Origin of the sequence: Nesterenkonia halotolerans (assembly GCF_014874065.1) — a bacterium.
Lineage (GTDB): Bacteria > Actinomycetota > Actinomycetes > Actinomycetales > Micrococcaceae > Nesterenkonia > Nesterenkonia halotolerans.
The window spans coordinates 1,109,121-1,126,223 of record NZ_JADBEE010000001.1 but is presented as its reverse complement, the minus strand read 5'-3'; the positions used below and the strand labels follow the sequence as shown (position 1 = coordinate 1,126,223).

The following is a 17,103-nucleotide window of genomic DNA, read 5'->3' as shown; positions in this document are numbered from 1 at the left end:
GTCCCGTGGGTCCGTTCAGCATCCCTGAGACATCATGCCTGACCCCGGCCCAGTTTTCAGGTCAGCTGCTGAGCCGAGCTCCGGCGATCTGGACGAAATGCTCGTGAAGGCGGTGATCCGGAGTCAGCTCCGGGTGGAAGCTGGCGGCCAGCACCCGGCCCTGCCGCACGGCCACCGGTCGGTCCTGCCAGGAGGCGATGACCTCGACCTCGGAGCCCACAGATTCGATGATGGGAGCCCGGATGAACACCGCCTGCAGCGGGGTGAGGTCGGTTCCGGGCAGTCCGCTCACGGTCAGCGCGCCGGTGAAGGAGTCGAGCTGGCTGCCGTAGCCGTTGCGACGCACGACCACATCGAGCCCGCCGATCCGCTCGAAGCCGGTGAGCGCCTCCGCGTCGAGGATCTGATCTGCCATCAGGATCATGCCGGCGCAGGTGCCGAACATGGACATCCCCTCGGCGTGACGTTCGCGGATGGCTTCCATCAGGTGCACCGGGGCGGCGAGCCGGGCCATCGTGGTGGACTCGCCTCCGGGGACGATCAGTCCGTCGAGGCCCTCGAGCTCGGCCGGACGGCGCACCGTGGAGACCTGGGCCCCGGCGGCCTGCAGGGCGCGGGCATGTTCTGCCACGGCCCCCTGCAGCGCCAGGACCCCGATGTGGGGTGTGCTCACCAGCCGCGCTCGGCGAGGCGGTGGGGTGCGGGAAGATCGGCCACGTTGATGCCCACCATGGCTTCGCCCAGGCCCTTGGAGGCCTCGGTGACCACGGCAGGGTCATCGAAGTACGTGGTGGCCTTGACGATGGCGGCCGCACGCTCCGCGGGGTTGCCGGCCTTGAAGATGCCGGAGCCGACGAACACGCCGTCCGCGCCCATCTGCATCATCAGGGCGGCGTCGGCAGGGGTGGCCACGCCACCGGCGACGAAGAGCACCACGGGAAGGCGTCCTTCGCGGGCGACCTGCTTCACCAGGGCGTACGGGGCCTGGAGGTCCTTGGCGGCGAGGTAGAGCTCGTCCTCGGCCAGGGAGGTCAGCCGGGCGATCTCGGCGTTGATGGTGCGGATGTGCTTCATGGCCTCGGAGACGTCTCCGGTGCCGGCCTCGCCCTTGGAGCGGATCATCGAGGCGCCCTCGGTGATGCGGCGCAGCGCCTCGCCCAGGTTGGTGGCGCCGCAGACGAAGGGCACCTTGAACTTGGACTTGTCGATGTGGTGGACATAGTCGGCGGGGGAGAGGACCTCGGACTCGTCGATGTAGTCGACCTTGAGGTGCTCCAGGATCTGCGCCTCGACGAAGTGACCGATGCGTGCCTTGGCCATCACCGGGATGGACACCGTCTCGATGATCCCGCTGATCAGGTCCGGGTCAGACATCCGGGCCACACCGCCGGTGGCGCGGATGTCGGCGGGCACACGCTCCAGAGCCATGACGGCGACGGCGCCGGCCTCTTCGGCGATGCGCGCCTGTTCGGGGGTGACCACGTCCATGATCACGCCGCCCTTGAGCATCTGGGCGAGCCCGGTGTTGACGGCGGTGGCGCCGGTGGCCTCGGTGGCGGGCGTGGTGGCCTCAGTGGTCACGAGTATCTCCTGAAGTGTTGAGTGCTGCGGTGTCGACGGGGTGCCGGGGTGATGAACGACGGCGGCGACGACAATGGGGAGTGAACATCGCGTTCACTCCCCATTGTTTCATCACTTCGGCGCCGCTCTTCGCGGGCGCGTCATACTCGGTATCAGCCGCGCTCGCGGTCCTCCGTCTCGAGCTGGGCAAAGTCCCGCTCGTCGACTCCGGCCTCGGCGCTGCCAGTGTTCTCGGCGCTGCCGGTGCCGGCGCCCAGGGCACCCTGGGAGGAGCTGCCGCTCTTCAGCGCTGCCAGGCGGGCATCGACCTCAGCCTGCTCGCCCAGGTCCTCCAGGGACTCGAACTGCGCATCCAGGGAGGAGGCGGCGAGCTCGTTGCGTCCGCGCACCCGGGCCTCTTCGCGGCGGATCTTCTCTTCGAAGCGTCCGACCTCCGAGGTCGGGTCCATCACGTCGATGGACTTCACGGCGTCGTGGACCTGGGACTGCGCGTGGGCGGCGCGGGAGCGTGCGATGAGCTCATCACGCTTGGACACCAGCTGCTGGCGCTTGGTCTTCATCTGCTCAAGACCGGTCTTGAGCCGGTCCACGATCTCGCGCTGGGAGGTGATGGTCGGCTCGGCGGACTTGGCCGAGGACTCGGCCTCCATCTGGCGCTGGATCGCGACCTTGGCCAGATTGTCGAACTTCTGCGCGTTGTCGGTGTTGCCGCTGTCGCGGAACTCGTCGGCCTTGCGGGAGGCGGCGAGGGCCTTCTGGCCCCAGGAGCGAGAGTTCTCGAGATCCTCGCTGTAGTCGTCCTCCATCATGCGCAGGTTGCCGATGGTCTGAGCGATCGCCTCTTCAGCCTCGGAGATGTTGTTGGTGAAGTCTCGGACCATCTGGTCGAGCATCTTCTCCGGGTCCTCGGAACGATCCAGCATGGCGTTGACGTTCGCGCGTACCAGCTGGGACATGCGACCTAGAATGGACTGCTTGCTCACGGTGCTCACCTTTCCTCAGGCGTCAGGTTCTATGAATTGCTCTCGGTGTCGATACTAGTCACGGCTCCTGGTCACGGCCATGACACTGGCGCAGAAGTTCTCGCAGGGAGTATGGCCGGGGCGGTGGCACGGGGTGGGTCAAGGCGTGGGTGACAGCGTCGGGCCCAGGGTCAGAACATCCGACGACGGCGCCCGAATCCGCCCATCGAGCCGCGGCCGAAACCTCCGCGGCCCATGTGTCCGTAGCCGCCGGGCATGCCGAAGCCGCCGAAACCACCTCCGTAGCCGCCCCCGCCCCCGTTCATCAGCGCGTCCTCGGCTGATTCCTGCCGGGCGATCTGTGCCGCCTGCACTGCAAGGGTCTTGGCCTGGGTCGCGAGCTCCAGGGCCTTGGCGGGTTGGCCGTCACCCAGGGACTCGGCTTCGGCGAGGCTGCGCTCCGCCTCGGCCATGCGGGTCCGGGAGGTCGACCCGCCGCGTCGGGCCCCCAGGTAGTCGCGCGAGGACTGCACCTGGTGCCGGGCGGTGAGGATCTCGGTCTGCAGCACCTCCCGGGCGCGTCGGTCCCGGGCCTGCTGGTCGCGGACCGCGTTGAGCGGCTCGTCCAGCTCCCGGTGCGCCACCTCCAGGGAGTTCAGCAGCTCCAGCGGGTTGATCTTCTCCCCGGAGTCCAGGTCCCGGCGGACCTGGGTGACCGCGGCCTGGGCGGCGGCGATGGGTCCAGCCAGATCATGAGACTGGCCCGCCTCCATGGTGGCGCGCGCCTGGGCGATGTCCTGCTCGGTCTGATCCAGGCCGACGCTGAGGTTCTGTTCTGCGCTGCGCAGCCTCAGCTGAGTCTCCTCCAGGGATTCGATCAGCTTTCCTGCCTCCCCGGCGGACTCCTCGCCGGTGTGGATGGCGACCACCGCCTCTGAGGGCTCGGCGGACTCGAGGGCTGACTCTGCGGCGTCGGCCGCGGTCGCGGCTGCCTGCAGACTGTGTGCAGAGCGGTCGAGACCCTCGGTGAAGGAGGTGAGTGCCTCGTCGTCGTACTTGGACTGCAGGTCCGAGAGGCGCTTCTGTGCCTGTGTGCGGCGCTGGTCAAGCTCCTCGATGCGTGTCCGCAGCTGACTCAGTGCCGGCCGTGGGTCAAGCTCGAGGCTTCGCAGCGATTCGAAGTCCTGCCGGTGGGATTCCAGCGTCTCGCTGACACGCTGGCAGTTGGCGATGACCTTGCGCAGCAGATCACGGGCCTCGTCCTCGGACTCCGGCGGATCACGATCCACCTGATGCTGCATCCGGAAGGACTCCTGGAGGTGTTCGCGGGCCTCTTCGACGTCGCGCTGGAAGGGTGCCACCTGGTCATCTCCGTAGGCGGCGCTGGCGAAGAGGATCTCCTGCTCCGAGGAGTTCACCGCATTGTCTGCGGCGATCAGCAGCGACCCCGCCTCGCGCCGCAGCTCCTCGAGGCTCATCTGCTGCAGCCGCCGCTGCTCGGCGGTGAGCTGGCGGGCTGATTCTCGGCGGCCGCCGATCTCCTGCCCGCCCCCGGCGCCCTGGAGCCGGCGGGTCTGCTTCTTGCCGCCGGAGAGCCATACTGCCCCGAGTCCGATCAGGCCGAGGATCACTGCGCCGATCAGCAGGGGACCGATGAAGATCGCCCCGAGGGTGATGGGTGGATTGAGGACTGCGTCGGGCACCATGGACCGAGTGTATAAGTGCCCCCTGACACCGTCCATCGAGGACCTGTGAAGCTGTGGAGCGAGGGCCTGTGAGGCTGACCTGTGCCGAGCGCGGCGGCGGACTCCGCGTCCACTGGAATCGTCCAGCAGACGTCCAGGAGGCTATCGTCATCGGTACAGGATGAGCGCAGACAATAGCAGGCAGGCCAATCGTGGAGTGCTCGCATCACACTCACGCTCTATTGCTTCGCAAGACCGCAAAGGTAGGTTTCACCATGAGCTCAGATCCGAACAACACCGGAGATCGCGATCCGGTCCATCCCGCTGAGGATGCCACGCAGCGGATCGACCCGGTCTCCTCCGCACACGACGCTCCGCAGGACCCTGCGCAGGACGCGCCCCAGGACACTCCACACGATTCCGCGCAGGGCGCCCCGCAGAATCCCGTTCAGGAAGCCCCGCAGGAGACGTACTCCGCGGGATGGCCCGCCGCCGCGTCCACGCCGCCGCAGGGAGAGCCGACCCAGCACGGCCAGCCCGCTCACCAGGGTGAGCCCGGCCAGCAGGGTCAGCCGTTCTATGGCCAGCAGTCCTACGGTCAGGAACAGTATGGTCAGCAGCCCTACGGCCAGAACCAGTACGGGCAGCAGCCTTATGGCCAGCAGCCCTATGGGCAGGATGCACACGGCAATGAACAGTATGGCCAGCAGGCCTATGGGCAGAATGCCCACGGCCAGCAGGCCGGATTCAGCCCCTACGCCTACGGTCAGGCCCCAGGCGCCGCGCAGACTCCTCCCGGACAGCGGCCTCCACGCCCCAAGCGCACCGTAGGTGTGGGGGGAGTGGCGCTCGCCGTCGTCCTCGCGGGTCTGCTGGGCGGTGGAGTCGGAGCCGGCACCGCTGCCCTGCTCGATGACGATGGTGTGACCACGTCCTCCTCCGGCGGCGTGGAGATCAACAATCCCGAGACTGCCACCGTCGTGACCGCGGCCGCCGCCAAGGCATCGCCCTCGGTGGTGACACTGGCCGTCAGCGAGGGCGGACAGGGCGGGTCCGGCTCCGGAATCATCCTTGATGATCAGGGCCATGTCCTGACGAACACCCACGTGGTGACCCTCGGCGGCGCCGCAGCCGATCCCGAGATCCAGGTGCGGATGAATGATGGTTCGGTCACCAATGCGGAGGTCGTCGGCACCGACCCGCTCAGCGACCTCGCAGTGGTCCAGCTCGAAGACGTCGAGGGCATCCAGCCCGCCGAGCTCGGCTCCTCCGCAGACCTCAATGTGGGCAATCAGACCATCGCCATCGGCTCCCCGCTGGGTCTCGCGGGGACCGTCACCGATGGCATCGTCTCCACGCTGAATCGCACGATCTCCGTGGCATCCTCCGCTGTGGAAGACGACGCCGCAGACGCCCCCGACGCTCCGGAGGAGACCCCGGAGGGTGAAGGCTTCGAGTTCTACTTCCCTGACATGGAGGGCTCTCCCACCCAGGGCTCGATCCACCTCAACGTCATCCAGACCGACGCCGCGATCAACCGCGGAAACTCCGGCGGTGCCCTGGTCGACGATCAGGGTCGCGTGATCGGTGTCAACGTGGCCATTGCCTCCTCCGGCGGTGCCGCCGAGACCGACGCGGGCTCGATCGGCGTGGGCTTCGCCGTCCCCATCGACTACGCGCAGCGGGTCGCCGAGGAGATCATCGCCAACGGCGAGGTCTCCCATGGTCTCCTCGGAGTCACTGTCGCGGCGGCAGGCTCCCAGTCCGGTGCCGAGCAGGACGAGTCCGGAGCACCCACGATGTCCGGCTTCACCGTCGGCGCCCTGATCGACGACGTCCCGGAGGGCTCACCGGCGCAGGAGGCCGGCCTCCAGGCGGGAGACATCATCACCGCGGTCAATGATCGTCGGATCGAGGATTCCATCGCGCTGACCGCCACCATCCGCGAATATGCCGCCGATGAGTCCGTCACCGTGACCTACCAGCGCGACGGACAGCAGGACGAGGTCGAGGTGACCCTTGGCACCATCTGAGTCGGCGCTGATGACTCCGGATCAGCTCGTCCAGCAGCATGGGATCACTCGGGTCCTGGCCTTCGGAGCCCACCCCGATGACATCGATTTCGGGGCGGCCGGCACGATCGCCGGGCTGACCGCCTCCGGCGTCGAGGTCACGGTGTGTCTGCTCACCTCAGGTGACGCCGGTGGCTTCGAGCTGGGACGCGACTCCGCAGAGATGGCTCGGCTGCGCGAGGTCGAGCAGTGCGAAGCCTCGGCGCTGCTCGGAGTCCACGACGTGATCGTGCTTGATGAGCGCGACGGATTCGTGAGACCCACCGATGAGCTCGTCGGCAAGATCGTGCGGGTGATGCGCCAGGTCAGACCCGAGGTGGTCATCTCGCCGCATCCCGAGCGGGCCTGGGACAGGCTGCAGAAGTCTCACCCGGACCATATGGCCTGCGGGGAGGCCGTGGTCCGCGCGGCATACCCGTATGTGGAGAATCCCTTCGCCTACCCGGAGCTGCAGGCCGCGGGTCTGGAGGCGTTCAAGATCGGGCACCTGCTGCTCACCACGGCGCCGCAGCACCAGGTGAACCTGCGCCTGGACGTCACGGGTCAGGAAGCCGTGAAGATGGCGGCCCTGCGCCAGCACTTCAGCCAGCACCCGGACGCCGAACGCATGGAGGGCTTCGTGCTGGATCAGATGCGCGAGATCCATGCCGGAGACGGATTCGCCGAGGAGTTCCACTGGGTCACCGTCAACGCTCCGGACACGATCAGCGGATTCTGATCCGCCAACCCGGTGGATGCACCGGTGTCTCGGCCGAGGCGGGTCTCGCCCGGGCCCGTCTCAGGCGGGGGTGACCAGCACTCCGTCCTCGTCGGACCACAGCGTGGCTCCCGGGACGAAGGTGACGCCGCCGAACTGCAGCGGCACGTCGATCTGCCCCAGGCCGTCCTTGACGGACTTGCGCGGATTGGACCCCAGGGCGCGCACGCCGAGGTCCATTCGCGCGAGGTCCACCCGGTCGCGGATGGCGCCGTGGATGACGACCCCGGACCAGCCGTTCTCGATCGCGGAGGCGGCCATCAGGTCTCCCATCAGCGCGGAGTCGACCGACCCGGCGCCGTCGACCACCAGCACCGAACCGTCGCCGGGGGAGTTCAGCACCTCCTTGACCAGGCCGTTGTCGCGGAAGCAGCTGATCGTGCGCACCCGGCCGGTGAAGCGTGGCTTCCCGCCGAGGTTGAGCAGCTGCAGCGACAGCGACTGCAGCGACTCATCGGCGTCGTAGAGGTCGCAGGTGGTGAAATCGGTGTCCATGAAGTCTCCCGCCCTAGGGTTGTGGCTGATCAGCCGCTGCTGCTCAGTTCTGCTCCTCGTCCTCCGGTGACCCGCCGTACTGGGGGCCGTCGGTGATCCTTTCGCGCAGCTGGACCTCGGCGACGGTCTCGCCCATGGGCCTCTCGACCCCGCGGATGTCCTCCACGGTGATCTGCAGCGCACGGTGGGAGGATATGCCGTCCACGGTGACGACCTCCTCCTCCAGCTCCTCGGCGGTGAAGTTGCCCAGCGAGCTGGGCTGCCCGGTCTCATGCGGCATCAGCCACAGCTGGTAGGTGTCATCACCCTCGAGTTCGCCGACCTCGGAGAAGTCCACGTAGCCGACATCCTCGGCGGAGGACATCACCGCCCGGGCGGTGCCGCCCTGGGAGAGTTCGATGCCCTCGGTGACGCGGGCCTCCGGATCCCCATCCGCAGTGGCCTCGATGTCCTGACCTGCGGTGAACCCCCAGATCAGCAGCACCGCGGCCAGCACCACGACGGCGAGGCCCGTCAAAATCATCCACCGCTTCATCAGCGGCTCCCGCTTCGGCGCCTCTTCGGTATGGCTGGAGATCGATTCGACCATTCCCATCCCGACCTCCTGGTCGGAGAGGTTGTGCAGCACCTCATCGAGCAGGTGGCTGGGCGGGACCACCGGATGGGCGGTGAAGATCTCGGCAAGCGTGCGTCGAGCGGCCAGCACGCGGGTGTCCCAGGCGCGTGAGGTCGCCTCGTCCGCGGTCAGCGCCGCCTCGTCGAGCAGCGCGCGTTCGCGGGTGTCGATCGCGTCCAGCGCGTGGATCTCGGCGAGCTCCACGAGCAGGCCGTGCTCGACGTCGGAGCCGATGTCCTCGGTGAAGTTGCGGTTCACCGCCCCAGAGCGTTCCACGTCTCGCTTGGTCACCGCCGCGCGCAGGATCGGATCGAGCTCCGATTCCCGCGTGGTGCGCTGGGCGTGCATGCGGGTCATGCCGTCACGCAGCCGCGACTTCACGGCGGGGACGGCGGCACCGACGGCCTCGGCCACCTGCTGGTGGGTTCCGCCGGCCAGGTAGCTCAGCGCAAGGGCCTGGGTCTGTGAGTCCGAGAGCGAGTCGATGTCCTCGATGATCTCCTCGGGCAGGCCCGCCACCCCTCCACCCTGTTCGGGGGGCACTGCGGAGAGCGTGATCGGGGTGGCCACACCCTCGCGGAAGCGCTCCACCATGATCTGGTGCGCCAGCGGAATGAGCCACTCCAGCACGAGCTCATACTCCGTGGGCCGGTAGGCGTTCTCCGGATCCACCTCGTCGGCGGCGTGCTCATCGGTGAGCAGCTCCGAGGCCTGGGACTGCAGCCGCAGATCCTGGGCGCGCTCCTCCGCCTGATCCCATAACTGGTGGTAGACGGCCAGGGTCGAGTCCTGGGCTCCCTCGGCGTCGGCGTGCATGAGCAGCGCAAGACCATAGACGACGTCGGAGGTCGCCTCATAGAAGGTGGCGAAGGAGGGCTGGTCGCCGCGCGCCGAGCCCGCGAGCAGCTCACTGAGCGTGGGGTCGCTCAGCTGCTCCGGCGCATCCTCCTCGGGCATGTCCTCCGGGAACGTCTCCTCCTCGGATTCGACGTATTCGGCGTGCTCATCCTCGGTGTGATCCGAGGGTGTCGCGGCACCGTCAGGACGGTCCTCAGGACGGTCCTCGGGGCGGTCCGATGCGGGGCGGTCAGAGGCGGTGTCCATGATTGCTGAGTTTAGCGATGCTCAGCTGGTCCCAGCGCCACCAACACCCTGACAGGGATCAGACGGAGCCGGTGAAACCGTCTTGGCGCCAGGCCTCATAGACGGCGATGGACACCGAATTCGCCAGATTCAGCGATCGTCGGGAGGCCAGCATGGGGATCCGCACTCGTTCGGTGATGCGTGGATCTGCCTTCACCGTGTCATCCAGCCCGGTCGACTCCCGTCCGAAGAGCAGCACATCGCCCGCCCGGTAGCTGATGGAGGTGTGCGAGACCGAGCCGTCCCCGGTGAAGGCGAAGATGCGCTCGGGGGAGAGCGCGGCGTAGGCGTCCTCCAGGCTCGGATGCACCGTCATCACCGCAAGGTCGTGGTAATCCAGTCCCGCCCGGCGCAGCTTCGCGTCGGCGAAGTCGAAGCCCAGCGGCTCCGCGAGGTGCAGCTCCACCCCGGTGACCGCCGCCAGCCGGATCAGGTTGCCTGTGTTGCCGGGGATCTCAGGCTGGTCCACCAGCACACGAATCGGAGTCTTCACGCCGGTCATCCTACCGTCGGTCCTTCTGGCCCCTGGTGGGATCGCCGTTGAATCCTCGACCGGGGCGGCGGGTCATTCTCGCCTCTGACGGGACCGCTGCTCAGTCCTGCGTGACGGGACCGCTGCTCAGTCCTGCCTGACGGGACTGCCCTTCAGTCCTGCGGGTGCTGAAGCTGATCGCGCAGTGCGGCGAGCAGATGTCGGTCGATCACGTTGGCCTGCGCGGAGGCGGCGAGCTGCTCGCGAATGCTGCGGAAGGCCCGCGCCGGAGCCAGCGGGGTGCGGACACTGCCGGACGGCGTGCCGCGGGCCTCCACCACCGGACTCTGCATGCTTCGGTCCGGGGCGTAGAGCACGACCTGCTGGCCCAGGTTCAGACTGGTCTCGCGACCGGTCTCGCGCATCGCCGCCTCCAGGAGGGTGCGCAGTGCGCGGGACTGTCCGGTGAGGTCCGGCAAGGCGAGTGAACGGCCGGCTGCGTGCAGCGAGCGTCCGTCAAAGGACGCGGTGGCCGCGTGGACCTCCAGCGAAGAGACGACGACGAGCGTGTCACCGCACACCAGCACGTGCTCCGCTGCTCGGCCCTTCGGCGGCCGAGCCTGGCCCCAGCGGTCGCGCCCGGAGGGCTGCAGCGCCACCGTGTTGAAGAGCCGCGCGGTGGGCAGATCGGAGAGCACATGCTTCTCCAGCAGCTCCGCAGTCTGCTGGGCCCGGCGCAGGGCGCGGCCCCCACCGAAGAGGCCACCGGATCCGAAACCTCCGTGGGTCCGCTGACTGGTCAGCGGAAGCGAGAGCGGTTCGGGGCTGGAGAGATCAGGAATGTAGACCGGTGCGAGGTGCGCCGCACCGGAGGGCGTGCGCGCTGATTCGGAGCCGCTCCGAGTGGGGGAGGTGCTGCCTGCGGCAGTGGTCCTGAAGCCCCCGAAGCTCGAGCCGCGACCGTAGTGCGGTGCGTCCTCCGCCTGGTCTGCGTCCTCGGCGGAGTCGGCTCCGCGCGCTGGGCGGCGCAGCTCGCGGTCATAGGCGGCTCGGGCTTCGGAGTCGCCGAGGACCTCCCAGGCAGACTGCACCTCGTGGAACCTCTCGGCAGTGCCCCCGGCATCCGGGTGGGCACGTCGCGCCTGCTTGCGGTAGGCCGCGCGAACGGCCTGCGCGTCGGCGTCGGGGCCGATGCCCAGGACGCTGTAGAGATCTGTGGGTTGACTGCTCATCGAGGATTCACGATATCCCCAAAAGCGTAGAATCGTGGACACGATGTCATCTGCAGACCACACCCTGAGCTCCTACTTCGACCACGCGGCCACCACGCCGGTGAAGCCCACCGCCATGCGCGTGCTCACCGAGGTCATGCCGGCGCTCTCCAACCCTTCCTCGCTGCACGGATCCGGGCGGCGTGCTCGCCTCGCGGTCGATTCGGCCCGCGAACAGCTGGCACGTGCGGTCGGCGCCCACGCCTCCGAGGTGATCTTCACCTCCGGCGGCACCGAGGCGGACAACCTCGCGGTCAAGGGACTCTACTGGCAGCGCCGCGGGCAGGACCCCGCCCGGGCGCGGGTGCTGCTGCCGGGGATCGAGCACCACGCCGTGCTCGAGACCGCCGAGTGGCTGGAAGCCCACGAAGAGGCCGAACTGGGGATCATTCCGGTGGATGCTGAGGGGATCGTGGATCTGGTCCAGCTGGAGGCGATGCTCACCGAGTCTGCGCCCAGCGTGGCGCTGGTGACCGTGATGTGGGCGAACAACGAGACCGGTGCCGTCCAGCCTGTGGCCCAGATCGGGGAGCTCTGCGCCCGCTTCGACGTGCCCCTGCACACCGACGCGGTCCAGGCCCTCGGGTCCGTGCCTGCCGGTGCCTCGCCGATGAGCTTCCGCGAGTCGGGAGCCGCGACCATGGCGATCAGCGGTCATAAGATCGGCGCTCCGGTGGGAGTCGGCGCGCTGCTGGTGCGGCGCGACGTGTTGCTGACTCCCGTGCTCCACGGTGGGGGACAGGAGCGCGATATCCGCTCCGGCACCCTGGATGTGGCCGGAATCTGTGCCTTCGCCGCCGTGGCCGAGGAGCTGGTGGCCGCTCAGGCGGAGGAGTCCCAGCGGCTGGCGCAGCTGCGCGATCAGCTGCTGGCCGCCGTCGTCGGACTTGATGGTGTGACCCTGCGCGGACCGGACCCCAGGACGCACCCGGAGCTGCGGCTGCCGAACAACCTGCATATCACCGTGGATGCGGCGGAGGGGGATTCGCTGCTGTTCATGCTGGACATGGCCGGATTCGACACCGCCACGGGCTCCGCCTGCACGGCGGGGGTGCCGCGTCCTTCGCACGTGCTGCTGGCGATGGGCCTGAGCGAGGAGCAGGCCCGTGGCGCGCAGCGTTTCACCCTGGGGTGGACCACCACCGAGCGCGAGGTCGAGGCGCTCGCCGAGGCGCTGCCCGCGGTCATCGCCCAGGCGCGCACCGCGGGAATGGCTGCCGGACGCCGCTGAGCTGAGTCCCCGCATCCTGGGTCCAGTAACCGTGTCCCTGCCCCACGGATGGGGAGCCGGGGCAGAAGGGTGGGGAGTGGACGATCAGTCAGCGTGGGGAGCCGGAGGCAGCACGATCTCGTTGACCTCTCCCGGTGCCCATGCAATCTCCCAGCGGAATCCATCGGGATCCGCGAAGTACCCGGTGTAGCCGCCCCACGCGCGGTGCTCAGCCAGGCGGACCTCCTCCGCGCCGGCGGCACGCGCCTGGTCCAGGACCTGATCGACCTCCCGCGCAGAGCTCACGTTGTGCGCAAGCGTCAGCGGCGCGATGCCGGAGCCGATCGGCCCGACCTCGGCCTCGAATTCGCGGCGATCCCAGAACGAGAGCAGCAGGTGCTCGCCCGCCCGCAGCATGAGGACTCCCGGTGCCTCCACCGCAGGCTCCCATCCGAGGCCGTCGATGTAGAAGGCCCGGGTGGTCGGCAGATCTCCCACGGCCAGTGTCACAAGAGACAGTCGCTGGTCCATGGTGAGGCCCCCTTGGTCTTATTGACGGCTTGTCGGCGATCGCCGACATCCATTGGGCGAGAATCGTCGGAATGAGGCCCAGACGAGGACGCTATTCCGACAGATTATGCCCAATAGATGTAAGCGGGAGAAGGGGTCAGGCCTCGCGGATCTGCTCGCGCAGCGCCTCGGCGGTGTCCCGGACGCGGGTGATCACCCGCATCGCGGAGGGTTCGCTCAGCGAGGCGAGCTGGGACCTGGCCGGCTCTCCGCGGTGGCGATCCGAGGAGCCCACGAGCAGGAAGTTCTCGAGCCCGTCCAGCGGCATCCCGAGCCGATGCCAGGGCTGCTGCACGCGCCTGGCCAGCTCGCTGACCTGGGGCAGCCCAGTGGTCGCGGCGGCGGTCTCCGCGCCGGTGAGCGTCGAGGCGAGCACCGTCGCGCCGGATTCGACCAGTTCGGCAGTGCGCTCCCACCCCGCCGCCTGCATCACGGGCAGGTCCACGCCGAAGCCATGCACCGAGGGGCCGCGGCCGGCACGGAAGTCCTCGAGGTGCTCAGACTCCACCGCGCCGCCGAGGTCCAGCAGGATCTCCTCGACGCCGGAGCTCTGCAGCGCCTCGATCATCAGCCCGATATGCGCCCGGGTCTCCTCCCGGCCCAGGGAGCGGATGGTCCGGTAGCCGCTGACCGTGGGGATCTTCCCTTCCCGGGCGCGGGCATAGTCGGGTTCGGTGATGATCACGGTCAACGACGACGGCGAACAGGCCCGCCTGACGTGGGCGACATGTTCTGCGGCCCCGTTGGCCAGAGAGGCGGCCAGATCGCGGCGTGCCCCGTGATCGATGAGGGTCTTCTCGCCGGAGGGCAGCGCAAGCCCCGCCATGAGGCTGATCGGGCCCATCAGTTCGAGGACCAGGGGAGGGGCGAAGCCGTCGTCGTCGGGGTCTGCGCCGCTCTCGGCACGGTCTCCGCGCACATCGGCGAGGGTGTCCACATCCGAGCGCAGCCAGCCGCGGATGCGCTGATCGTCCGCGCCGGGCCGCTGGGTCAGCCGCCAGCCGTAGGAGGTCAGCTCGGCGGAGAGCTCGGAGAGCTGGGCCAGGCTGCGGGCGAGCAGGCCCGAGTGCAGCCCGCGGTCGGGAAGCTCGGGCAGGCTCGGAAGATGTGGCGCGGGCAGCTCGGCGGCCTGCAGTCTGGCGCTGCGCATCAGATCGATGCCGGGCATGACTCCGGCTGCGGCAGAACGCAGCGTCATCGGTTCTCGGTCTCCGCCGCGTCGTATGCGGAGCCGGCCTCAGACGTGTCGGCAGAGCTGTGGGCGGCGGTGTCCTCGGTGGTCGCCCCGGCAGAGGCGGAGATCGCCTGATGGTGGCGGATGACCTCTTCGATGATGAAGTTCAGGAACTTCTCCGCGAATTCAGGATCCAGCTGAGCGTCGTCAGCCAGCCGCTTGAGCCGTTCGATCTGCTTCTTCTCCCGGGCAGGGTCTGCCGCGGGGAGCCGATGCTTGGCCTTGAGCACGCCCACGCGCTGGGTGGCCTTGAAGCGCTCCGCGAGCAGATAGACCAGAGTCGCGTCGATGTTGTCGATGCTGGCACGCATCGACACCAGCTCCTCGAGGATCTCGGGCTCTACATATGCTGCGGCCTCGCCGGCGCGGGGATCTGTGCTCATGCGTCCAGCCTACTTGCCGGGCACGGGTCGGTTCAGCTGGCGACCGGGTGGTAGTTCTTCGAGCGGGCGGTGTCGATCGTGGCCTGTCCCAGCACGCGCGTGCCCTGGTACATGACGGCCGTCTGACCGGGCGCGACGCCCTGAAGGGCCTCCTGCAGCTCGACCATCAGTCGCGGGGCGCCGTCCTCGGTCTCCGGGTCCTGTGCCTCGACCCGGGCGCGTGCCGGGACCGGGTCGGCGTGGGCGCGGATCTGCAGATCCAGGTCGAACCAGTCGCCCGTGGAGGCCTCCGCCACCGGGGTGCCCGCCCAGGAGAGCCGGATGCCGGAGAGCCGGTCGATCTCGAGCAGCTCGCGGGGACCGGCGACGACGGTGTTCTCCTTCGGCCGGATCTCCAGCACGAACCGCGGCTTGCCGTCCGGTGCAGGGTGTCCGAGCTTGAGTCCGCGCCGCTGTCCCACCGTGTAGGCCTCGGATCCCCCGTGCTCGCCGATCTGTGCACCTTCGGCGTCGACGATGGGGCCGTTGCGCAGCTCGATCTGCTCGGCGAGCCAGCCGCGGGTGTCACCATCGGGGATGAAGCAGATGTCGTGGGAATCCGGCTTCTTGGCCACGGAGAGTCCGCGCTCTTCGGCCTCGGCGCGGACCAGGTCCTTCGAAGGGGTCTCACCGAGCGGGAACATGCAGTGCTCGAGCTGCTCGGTGGTGAGCACGCCGAGGACATAGGACTGGTCCTTGGTCCAGGTGGCGGCGCGGTGGAGCTCAGGATTGCCCTCCGCATCGCGGAAGACCTTGGCGTAGTGCCCGGTGGCCACGGCGTCGAAGCCCAGCGCGATCGCCTTGTCCAGCAGCGCCTCGAACTTGATCTTCTCGTTGCAGCGCATGCAGGGGTTCGGGGTCCGGCCGGCGGCGTACTCGCTGATGAAGTCATCGACGACGTCGGCCTTGAAGCGCTCCGAGAAGTCCCACACGTAGAAAGGGATGCCGAGCTTCTCACAGGCGCGCCAGGCGTCGGAGGAGTCCTCGATCGTGCAGCACCCGCGGGAGCCGGTGCGGAGCGTGCCGGGCATGCGGCTCAGCGCCAGATGCACGCCGACCACCTCGTGGCCGGCCTCGACGGCGCGGGCTGCGGCCACGGCGGAGTCGACTCCGCCGGACATGGCTGCCAATACCTTCATGAGATGACTTTCGGTTTGAGGATGCGCCCGGCGGCCGTGCCGAGGCTGGTGCCCAGTATTCAGCAACCCAGGGGGTCAGCGCATTCCCGCCGGTCAGGACTGTCTCAGAACCGCCCGGAGCAGGTGACAACCAGCAGGGGCAGCTCAGAGCCCGCCAGAGCAGCTCAGAGCCGTCCGGACGCCTTGAGACGGATGTAGGTGTCGGCGAGCTGGGGCGGCAGCTGGTGCGGGGTGGCTTCGACGACTTCCACACCGAGCGAGCTCAGCTGCCGACGCAGCGCCTCCTTCTCGATCAGTGCGCGTTCCGCGGCCGCTGCCCGGTAGACCTCGCTGGTGGTCTCTCGTGCGTGGGCTCGCCGGTCGAGTTCGGGATCGCGCACCGCGGCCAGGACAACGAGGTGCCGCTGCACAAGCGCCGGCAGCACCGGCAGAAGTCCCTCTTCCAGGGAACCGGAGTCTAGCGAGGTCAGCACCACCAGCAGGCTGCGCTGAGCGGAGATCGCCCGCACCTGGGCCGGGAGCTGAGAGAAGTCCGCCTCGACCAGCTGCGGCTGGACCCCAGACATCGCATCGGCCATCCGGTGCAGCAGGTCCCCGCGCATCCCAGAGCGAGCCTGCCCGCTCAGCCCGCGGTCGAAGGCGAAGAAGTCCACCCGATCGCCGGCTCCGGAGGCCAGCGCGCCGAGCAGCAGGGCCGCCTCCATCCCCGAGTCCAGGCGTGGCTCGTCCTCGATCCGCACCGCGGAGGTGCGGGAGGAGTCCAGGGCGAGGATCACCCGGCGATCCCGTTCGGGACGCCAGGTCCGCACCACCAAGTGCTGACCCTGTGAGGACTGCCGGCGTGCGGTGGCGCGCCAGTCGATGGAGCGGACATCATCGCCGCGCACATAGTCCCGCAGCGAATCGAACTCGTGTCCCGCGCCGCGGATCTGCACCGCGGTGGCGCCGTCGAGCTCGCGCAGCCGCTGCAGCTTCGAAGGCAGGTGCCGACGGGAGTGGAACGGCGGCAGCACGCGCAGGGTGTGCGGCACCCGATGGACCACCTGACGCCCGGCCAGACCCATGGGTCCGATCGAGCGCAGGCTCAGGTGCTCGCTGTGCAGATCTCCGCGGCGCGAGGGTCGCAGCGCGGTCTCGATCCGGCTACTCCGCCCCGGGCCCAGGTCCACGGAGGTGATCGGTCGGCGCGCTCCGGCGGAGGGCTGCCACCCGTCCTTGACCTGCCCGCGCAGCCGACGCGAGCCGTGGTGGTGCAGCGCGGTGCTCGCCGTCGTCGGCTGTCCGAGCCGCACCGGGGTGCTCGGCAGCCGTTCCACGCGGACGCGGCGCGGCGAACCTGCCAGCGCCATGTCGAGCGCCGCGAGCAGGATCAGCAGCACTGCGCAGCCGAGCAGAGCCTCCCACCCGGGCAGCACGACGACGACGGCGCTGAGTCCCAGCGTCAGGTAGAGGAACCGTCGGGTCAGCACCATCG

At 68.8% G+C, this 17,103-nt stretch carries 16 protein-coding genes; 3 read left to right on the top strand and 13 right to left on the bottom strand.

The genetic code is table 11. The features are described 5' to 3' along the window. Positions 1–61: 61 nt before the first annotated feature. The 4 genes from pdxT to H4W26_RS05130 form a co-directional block, all read right to left on the bottom strand. Positions 62–673 (bottom strand): pyridoxal 5'-phosphate synthase glutaminase subunit PdxT, encoded by a 612-nt coding sequence (gene pdxT, locus H4W26_RS05145; protein WP_318779776.1) that lies wholly within the window; start codon positions 671–673, stop codon positions 62–64. Next, on the bottom strand, positions 670–1,581 hold the full coding sequence (gene pdxS / locus H4W26_RS05140) for a pyridoxal 5'-phosphate synthase lyase subunit PdxS (protein ID WP_318779775.1): 912 nt from the start codon (positions 1,579–1,581) through the stop codon (positions 670–672). Before pdxS ends, pdxT begins: the two co-directional genes overlap by 4 nt. 152 nt (positions 1,582–1,733) lie before the next feature. Continuing rightward, positions 1,734–2,564 carry a PspA/IM30 family protein gene (locus H4W26_RS05135; RefSeq protein ID WP_192591039.1) on the bottom strand — a complete coding sequence of 277 codons (831 nt, stop codon included), beginning with the start codon at positions 2,562–2,564 and terminating at the stop codon, positions 1,734–1,736. Between the two features lie 170 nt (positions 2,565–2,734). Continuing rightward, on the bottom strand, positions 2,735–4,249 hold the full coding sequence (locus H4W26_RS05130) for a coiled-coil domain-containing protein (RefSeq protein ID WP_192591038.1): 1,515 nt from the start codon (positions 4,247–4,249) through the stop codon (positions 2,735–2,737). Positions 4,250–4,503: 254 nt separating this feature from the next. On the opposite strand from H4W26_RS05130, the gene H4W26_RS05125 reads away from it, so the two are divergent. Next, positions 4,504–6,261, top strand: a complete 1,758-nt coding sequence (locus H4W26_RS05125) for a S1C family serine protease (protein ID WP_192591037.1) — start codon at positions 4,504–4,506, stop codon at positions 6,259–6,261. A 10-nt stretch (positions 6,262–6,271) separates the two neighbouring features. Next, positions 6,272–7,018, top strand: a complete 747-nt coding sequence (locus H4W26_RS05120) for a PIG-L deacetylase family protein (RefSeq protein WP_192592029.1) — start codon at positions 6,272–6,274, stop codon at positions 7,016–7,018. A gap of 60 nt (positions 7,019–7,078) precedes the next feature. On the opposite strand, the gene rraA is transcribed toward H4W26_RS05120, so the two are convergent. The 4 genes from rraA to H4W26_RS05100 form a co-directional block, all read right to left on the bottom strand. Then, the gene (gene rraA, locus H4W26_RS05115) at positions 7,079–7,552 is read right to left on the bottom strand and encodes a ribonuclease E activity regulator RraA (protein ID WP_192591036.1); all 474 of its coding nucleotides are present in this window, start codon (positions 7,550–7,552) and stop codon (positions 7,079–7,081) included. 43 nt (positions 7,553–7,595) lie between these two features. Next, a complete protein-coding gene (locus H4W26_RS05110) occupies positions 7,596–9,272 on the bottom strand; it encodes an anti-sigma factor domain-containing protein (RefSeq protein ID WP_192591035.1) in 1,677 nt (558 codons plus the stop codon). 58 nt (positions 9,273–9,330) lie between these two features. Further along, complete coding sequence (locus H4W26_RS05105) at positions 9,331–9,813, bottom strand: tRNA (cytidine(34)-2'-O)-methyltransferase (RefSeq protein ID WP_192591034.1); 483 nt, start codon at positions 9,811–9,813, stop codon at positions 9,331–9,333. Between the two features lie 143 nt (positions 9,814–9,956). Continuing rightward, positions 9,957–11,015, bottom strand: a complete 1,059-nt coding sequence (locus H4W26_RS05100; protein WP_192591033.1) for a J domain-containing protein — start codon at positions 11,013–11,015, stop codon at positions 9,957–9,959. 43 nt (positions 11,016–11,058) lie between these two features. Between H4W26_RS05100 and H4W26_RS05095 the strand changes: the two genes are divergently transcribed. Next, positions 11,059–12,285 (top strand): cysteine desulfurase family protein, encoded by a 1,227-nt coding sequence (locus H4W26_RS05095; protein WP_225939605.1) that lies wholly within the window; start codon positions 11,059–11,061, stop codon positions 12,283–12,285. Positions 12,286–12,369: 84 nt separating this feature from the next. Here H4W26_RS05095 and H4W26_RS05090 read toward each other — a convergent pair whose 3' ends face one another. The 5 genes from H4W26_RS05090 to H4W26_RS05070 all read right to left on the bottom strand — a co-directional run bounded on the left by H4W26_RS05090 (position 12,370) and on the right by H4W26_RS05070 (position 17,101). Then, positions 12,370–12,795, bottom strand: a complete 426-nt coding sequence (locus H4W26_RS05090) for a VOC family protein (protein ID WP_192591032.1) — start codon at positions 12,793–12,795, stop codon at positions 12,370–12,372. Between the two features lie 136 nt (positions 12,796–12,931). After that, entirely contained in the window at positions 12,932–14,032 is a 1,101-nt protein-coding gene (locus tag H4W26_RS05085) for a uroporphyrinogen decarboxylase/cobalamine-independent methonine synthase family protein (protein WP_192591031.1), read from the bottom strand. Beyond that, a complete protein-coding gene (locus tag H4W26_RS05080) occupies positions 14,029–14,451 on the bottom strand; it encodes a chorismate mutase (protein ID WP_192591030.1) in 423 nt (140 codons plus the stop codon). The genes H4W26_RS05085 and H4W26_RS05080 overlap by 4 nt, the downstream gene beginning before the upstream one ends. A gap of 32 nt (positions 14,452–14,483) precedes the next feature. Next, positions 14,484–15,629 carry a tRNA 2-thiouridine(34) synthase MnmA gene (gene mnmA, locus H4W26_RS05075; protein WP_192591029.1) on the bottom strand — a complete coding sequence of 382 codons (1,146 nt, stop codon included), beginning with the start codon at positions 15,627–15,629 and terminating at the stop codon, positions 14,484–14,486. 164 nt (positions 15,630–15,793) lie between these two features. Further along, on the bottom strand, positions 15,794–17,101 hold the full coding sequence (locus tag H4W26_RS05070; protein ID WP_192591028.1) for a DUF58 domain-containing protein: 1,308 nt from the start codon (positions 17,099–17,101) through the stop codon (positions 15,794–15,796). Between the last annotated feature and the right edge of the window lie 2 nt (positions 17,102–17,103).

What these genes read in the sequence shown, in the direction of transcription:
- H4W26_RS05130 (WP_192591038.1), bottom strand. Translation starts at nt 4,249, where the DNA reads ATGGTGCCCGACGCAGTCCTCAATCCACCCATCACCCTCGGGGCGATC.
- H4W26_RS05125 (WP_192591037.1), top strand. Translation starts at nt 4,504, where the DNA reads ATGAGCTCAGATCCGAACAACACCGGAGATCGCGATCCGGTCCATCCC.
- H4W26_RS05120 (WP_192592029.1), top strand. Translation starts at nt 6,272, where the DNA reads ATGACTCCGGATCAGCTCGTCCAGCAGCATGGGATCACTCGGGTCCTG.
- rraA (WP_192591036.1), bottom strand. Translation starts at nt 7,552, where the DNA reads ATGGACACCGATTTCACCACCTGCGACCTCTACGACGCCGATGAGTCG.
- H4W26_RS05110 (WP_192591035.1), bottom strand. Translation starts at nt 9,272, where the DNA reads ATGGACACCGCCTCTGACCGCCCCGCATCGGACCGCCCCGAGGACCGT.
- H4W26_RS05105 (WP_192591034.1), bottom strand. Translation starts at nt 9,813, where the DNA reads ATGACCGGCGTGAAGACTCCGATTCGTGTGCTGGTGGACCAGCCTGAG.
- H4W26_RS05100 (WP_192591033.1), bottom strand. Translation starts at nt 11,015, where the DNA reads ATGAGCAGTCAACCCACAGATCTCTACAGCGTCCTGGGCATCGGCCCC.
- H4W26_RS05095 (WP_225939605.1), top strand. Translation starts at nt 11,059, where the DNA reads ATGTCATCTGCAGACCACACCCTGAGCTCCTACTTCGACCACGCGGCC.
- H4W26_RS05090 (WP_192591032.1), bottom strand. Translation starts at nt 12,795, where the DNA reads ATGGACCAGCGACTGTCTCTTGTGACACTGGCCGTGGGAGATCTGCCG.
- H4W26_RS05085 (WP_192591031.1), bottom strand. Translation starts at nt 14,032, where the DNA reads ATGACGCTGCGTTCTGCCGCAGCCGGAGTCATGCCCGGCATCGATCTG.
- H4W26_RS05080 (WP_192591030.1), bottom strand. Translation starts at nt 14,451, where the DNA reads ATGAGCACAGATCCCCGCGCCGGCGAGGCCGCAGCATATGTAGAGCCC.
- mnmA (WP_192591029.1), bottom strand. Translation starts at nt 15,629, where the DNA reads ATGAAGGTATTGGCAGCCATGTCCGGCGGAGTCGACTCCGCCGTGGCC.
- H4W26_RS05070 (WP_192591028.1), bottom strand. Translation starts at nt 17,101, where the DNA reads ATGGTGCTGACCCGACGGTTCCTCTACCTGACGCTGGGACTCAGCGCC.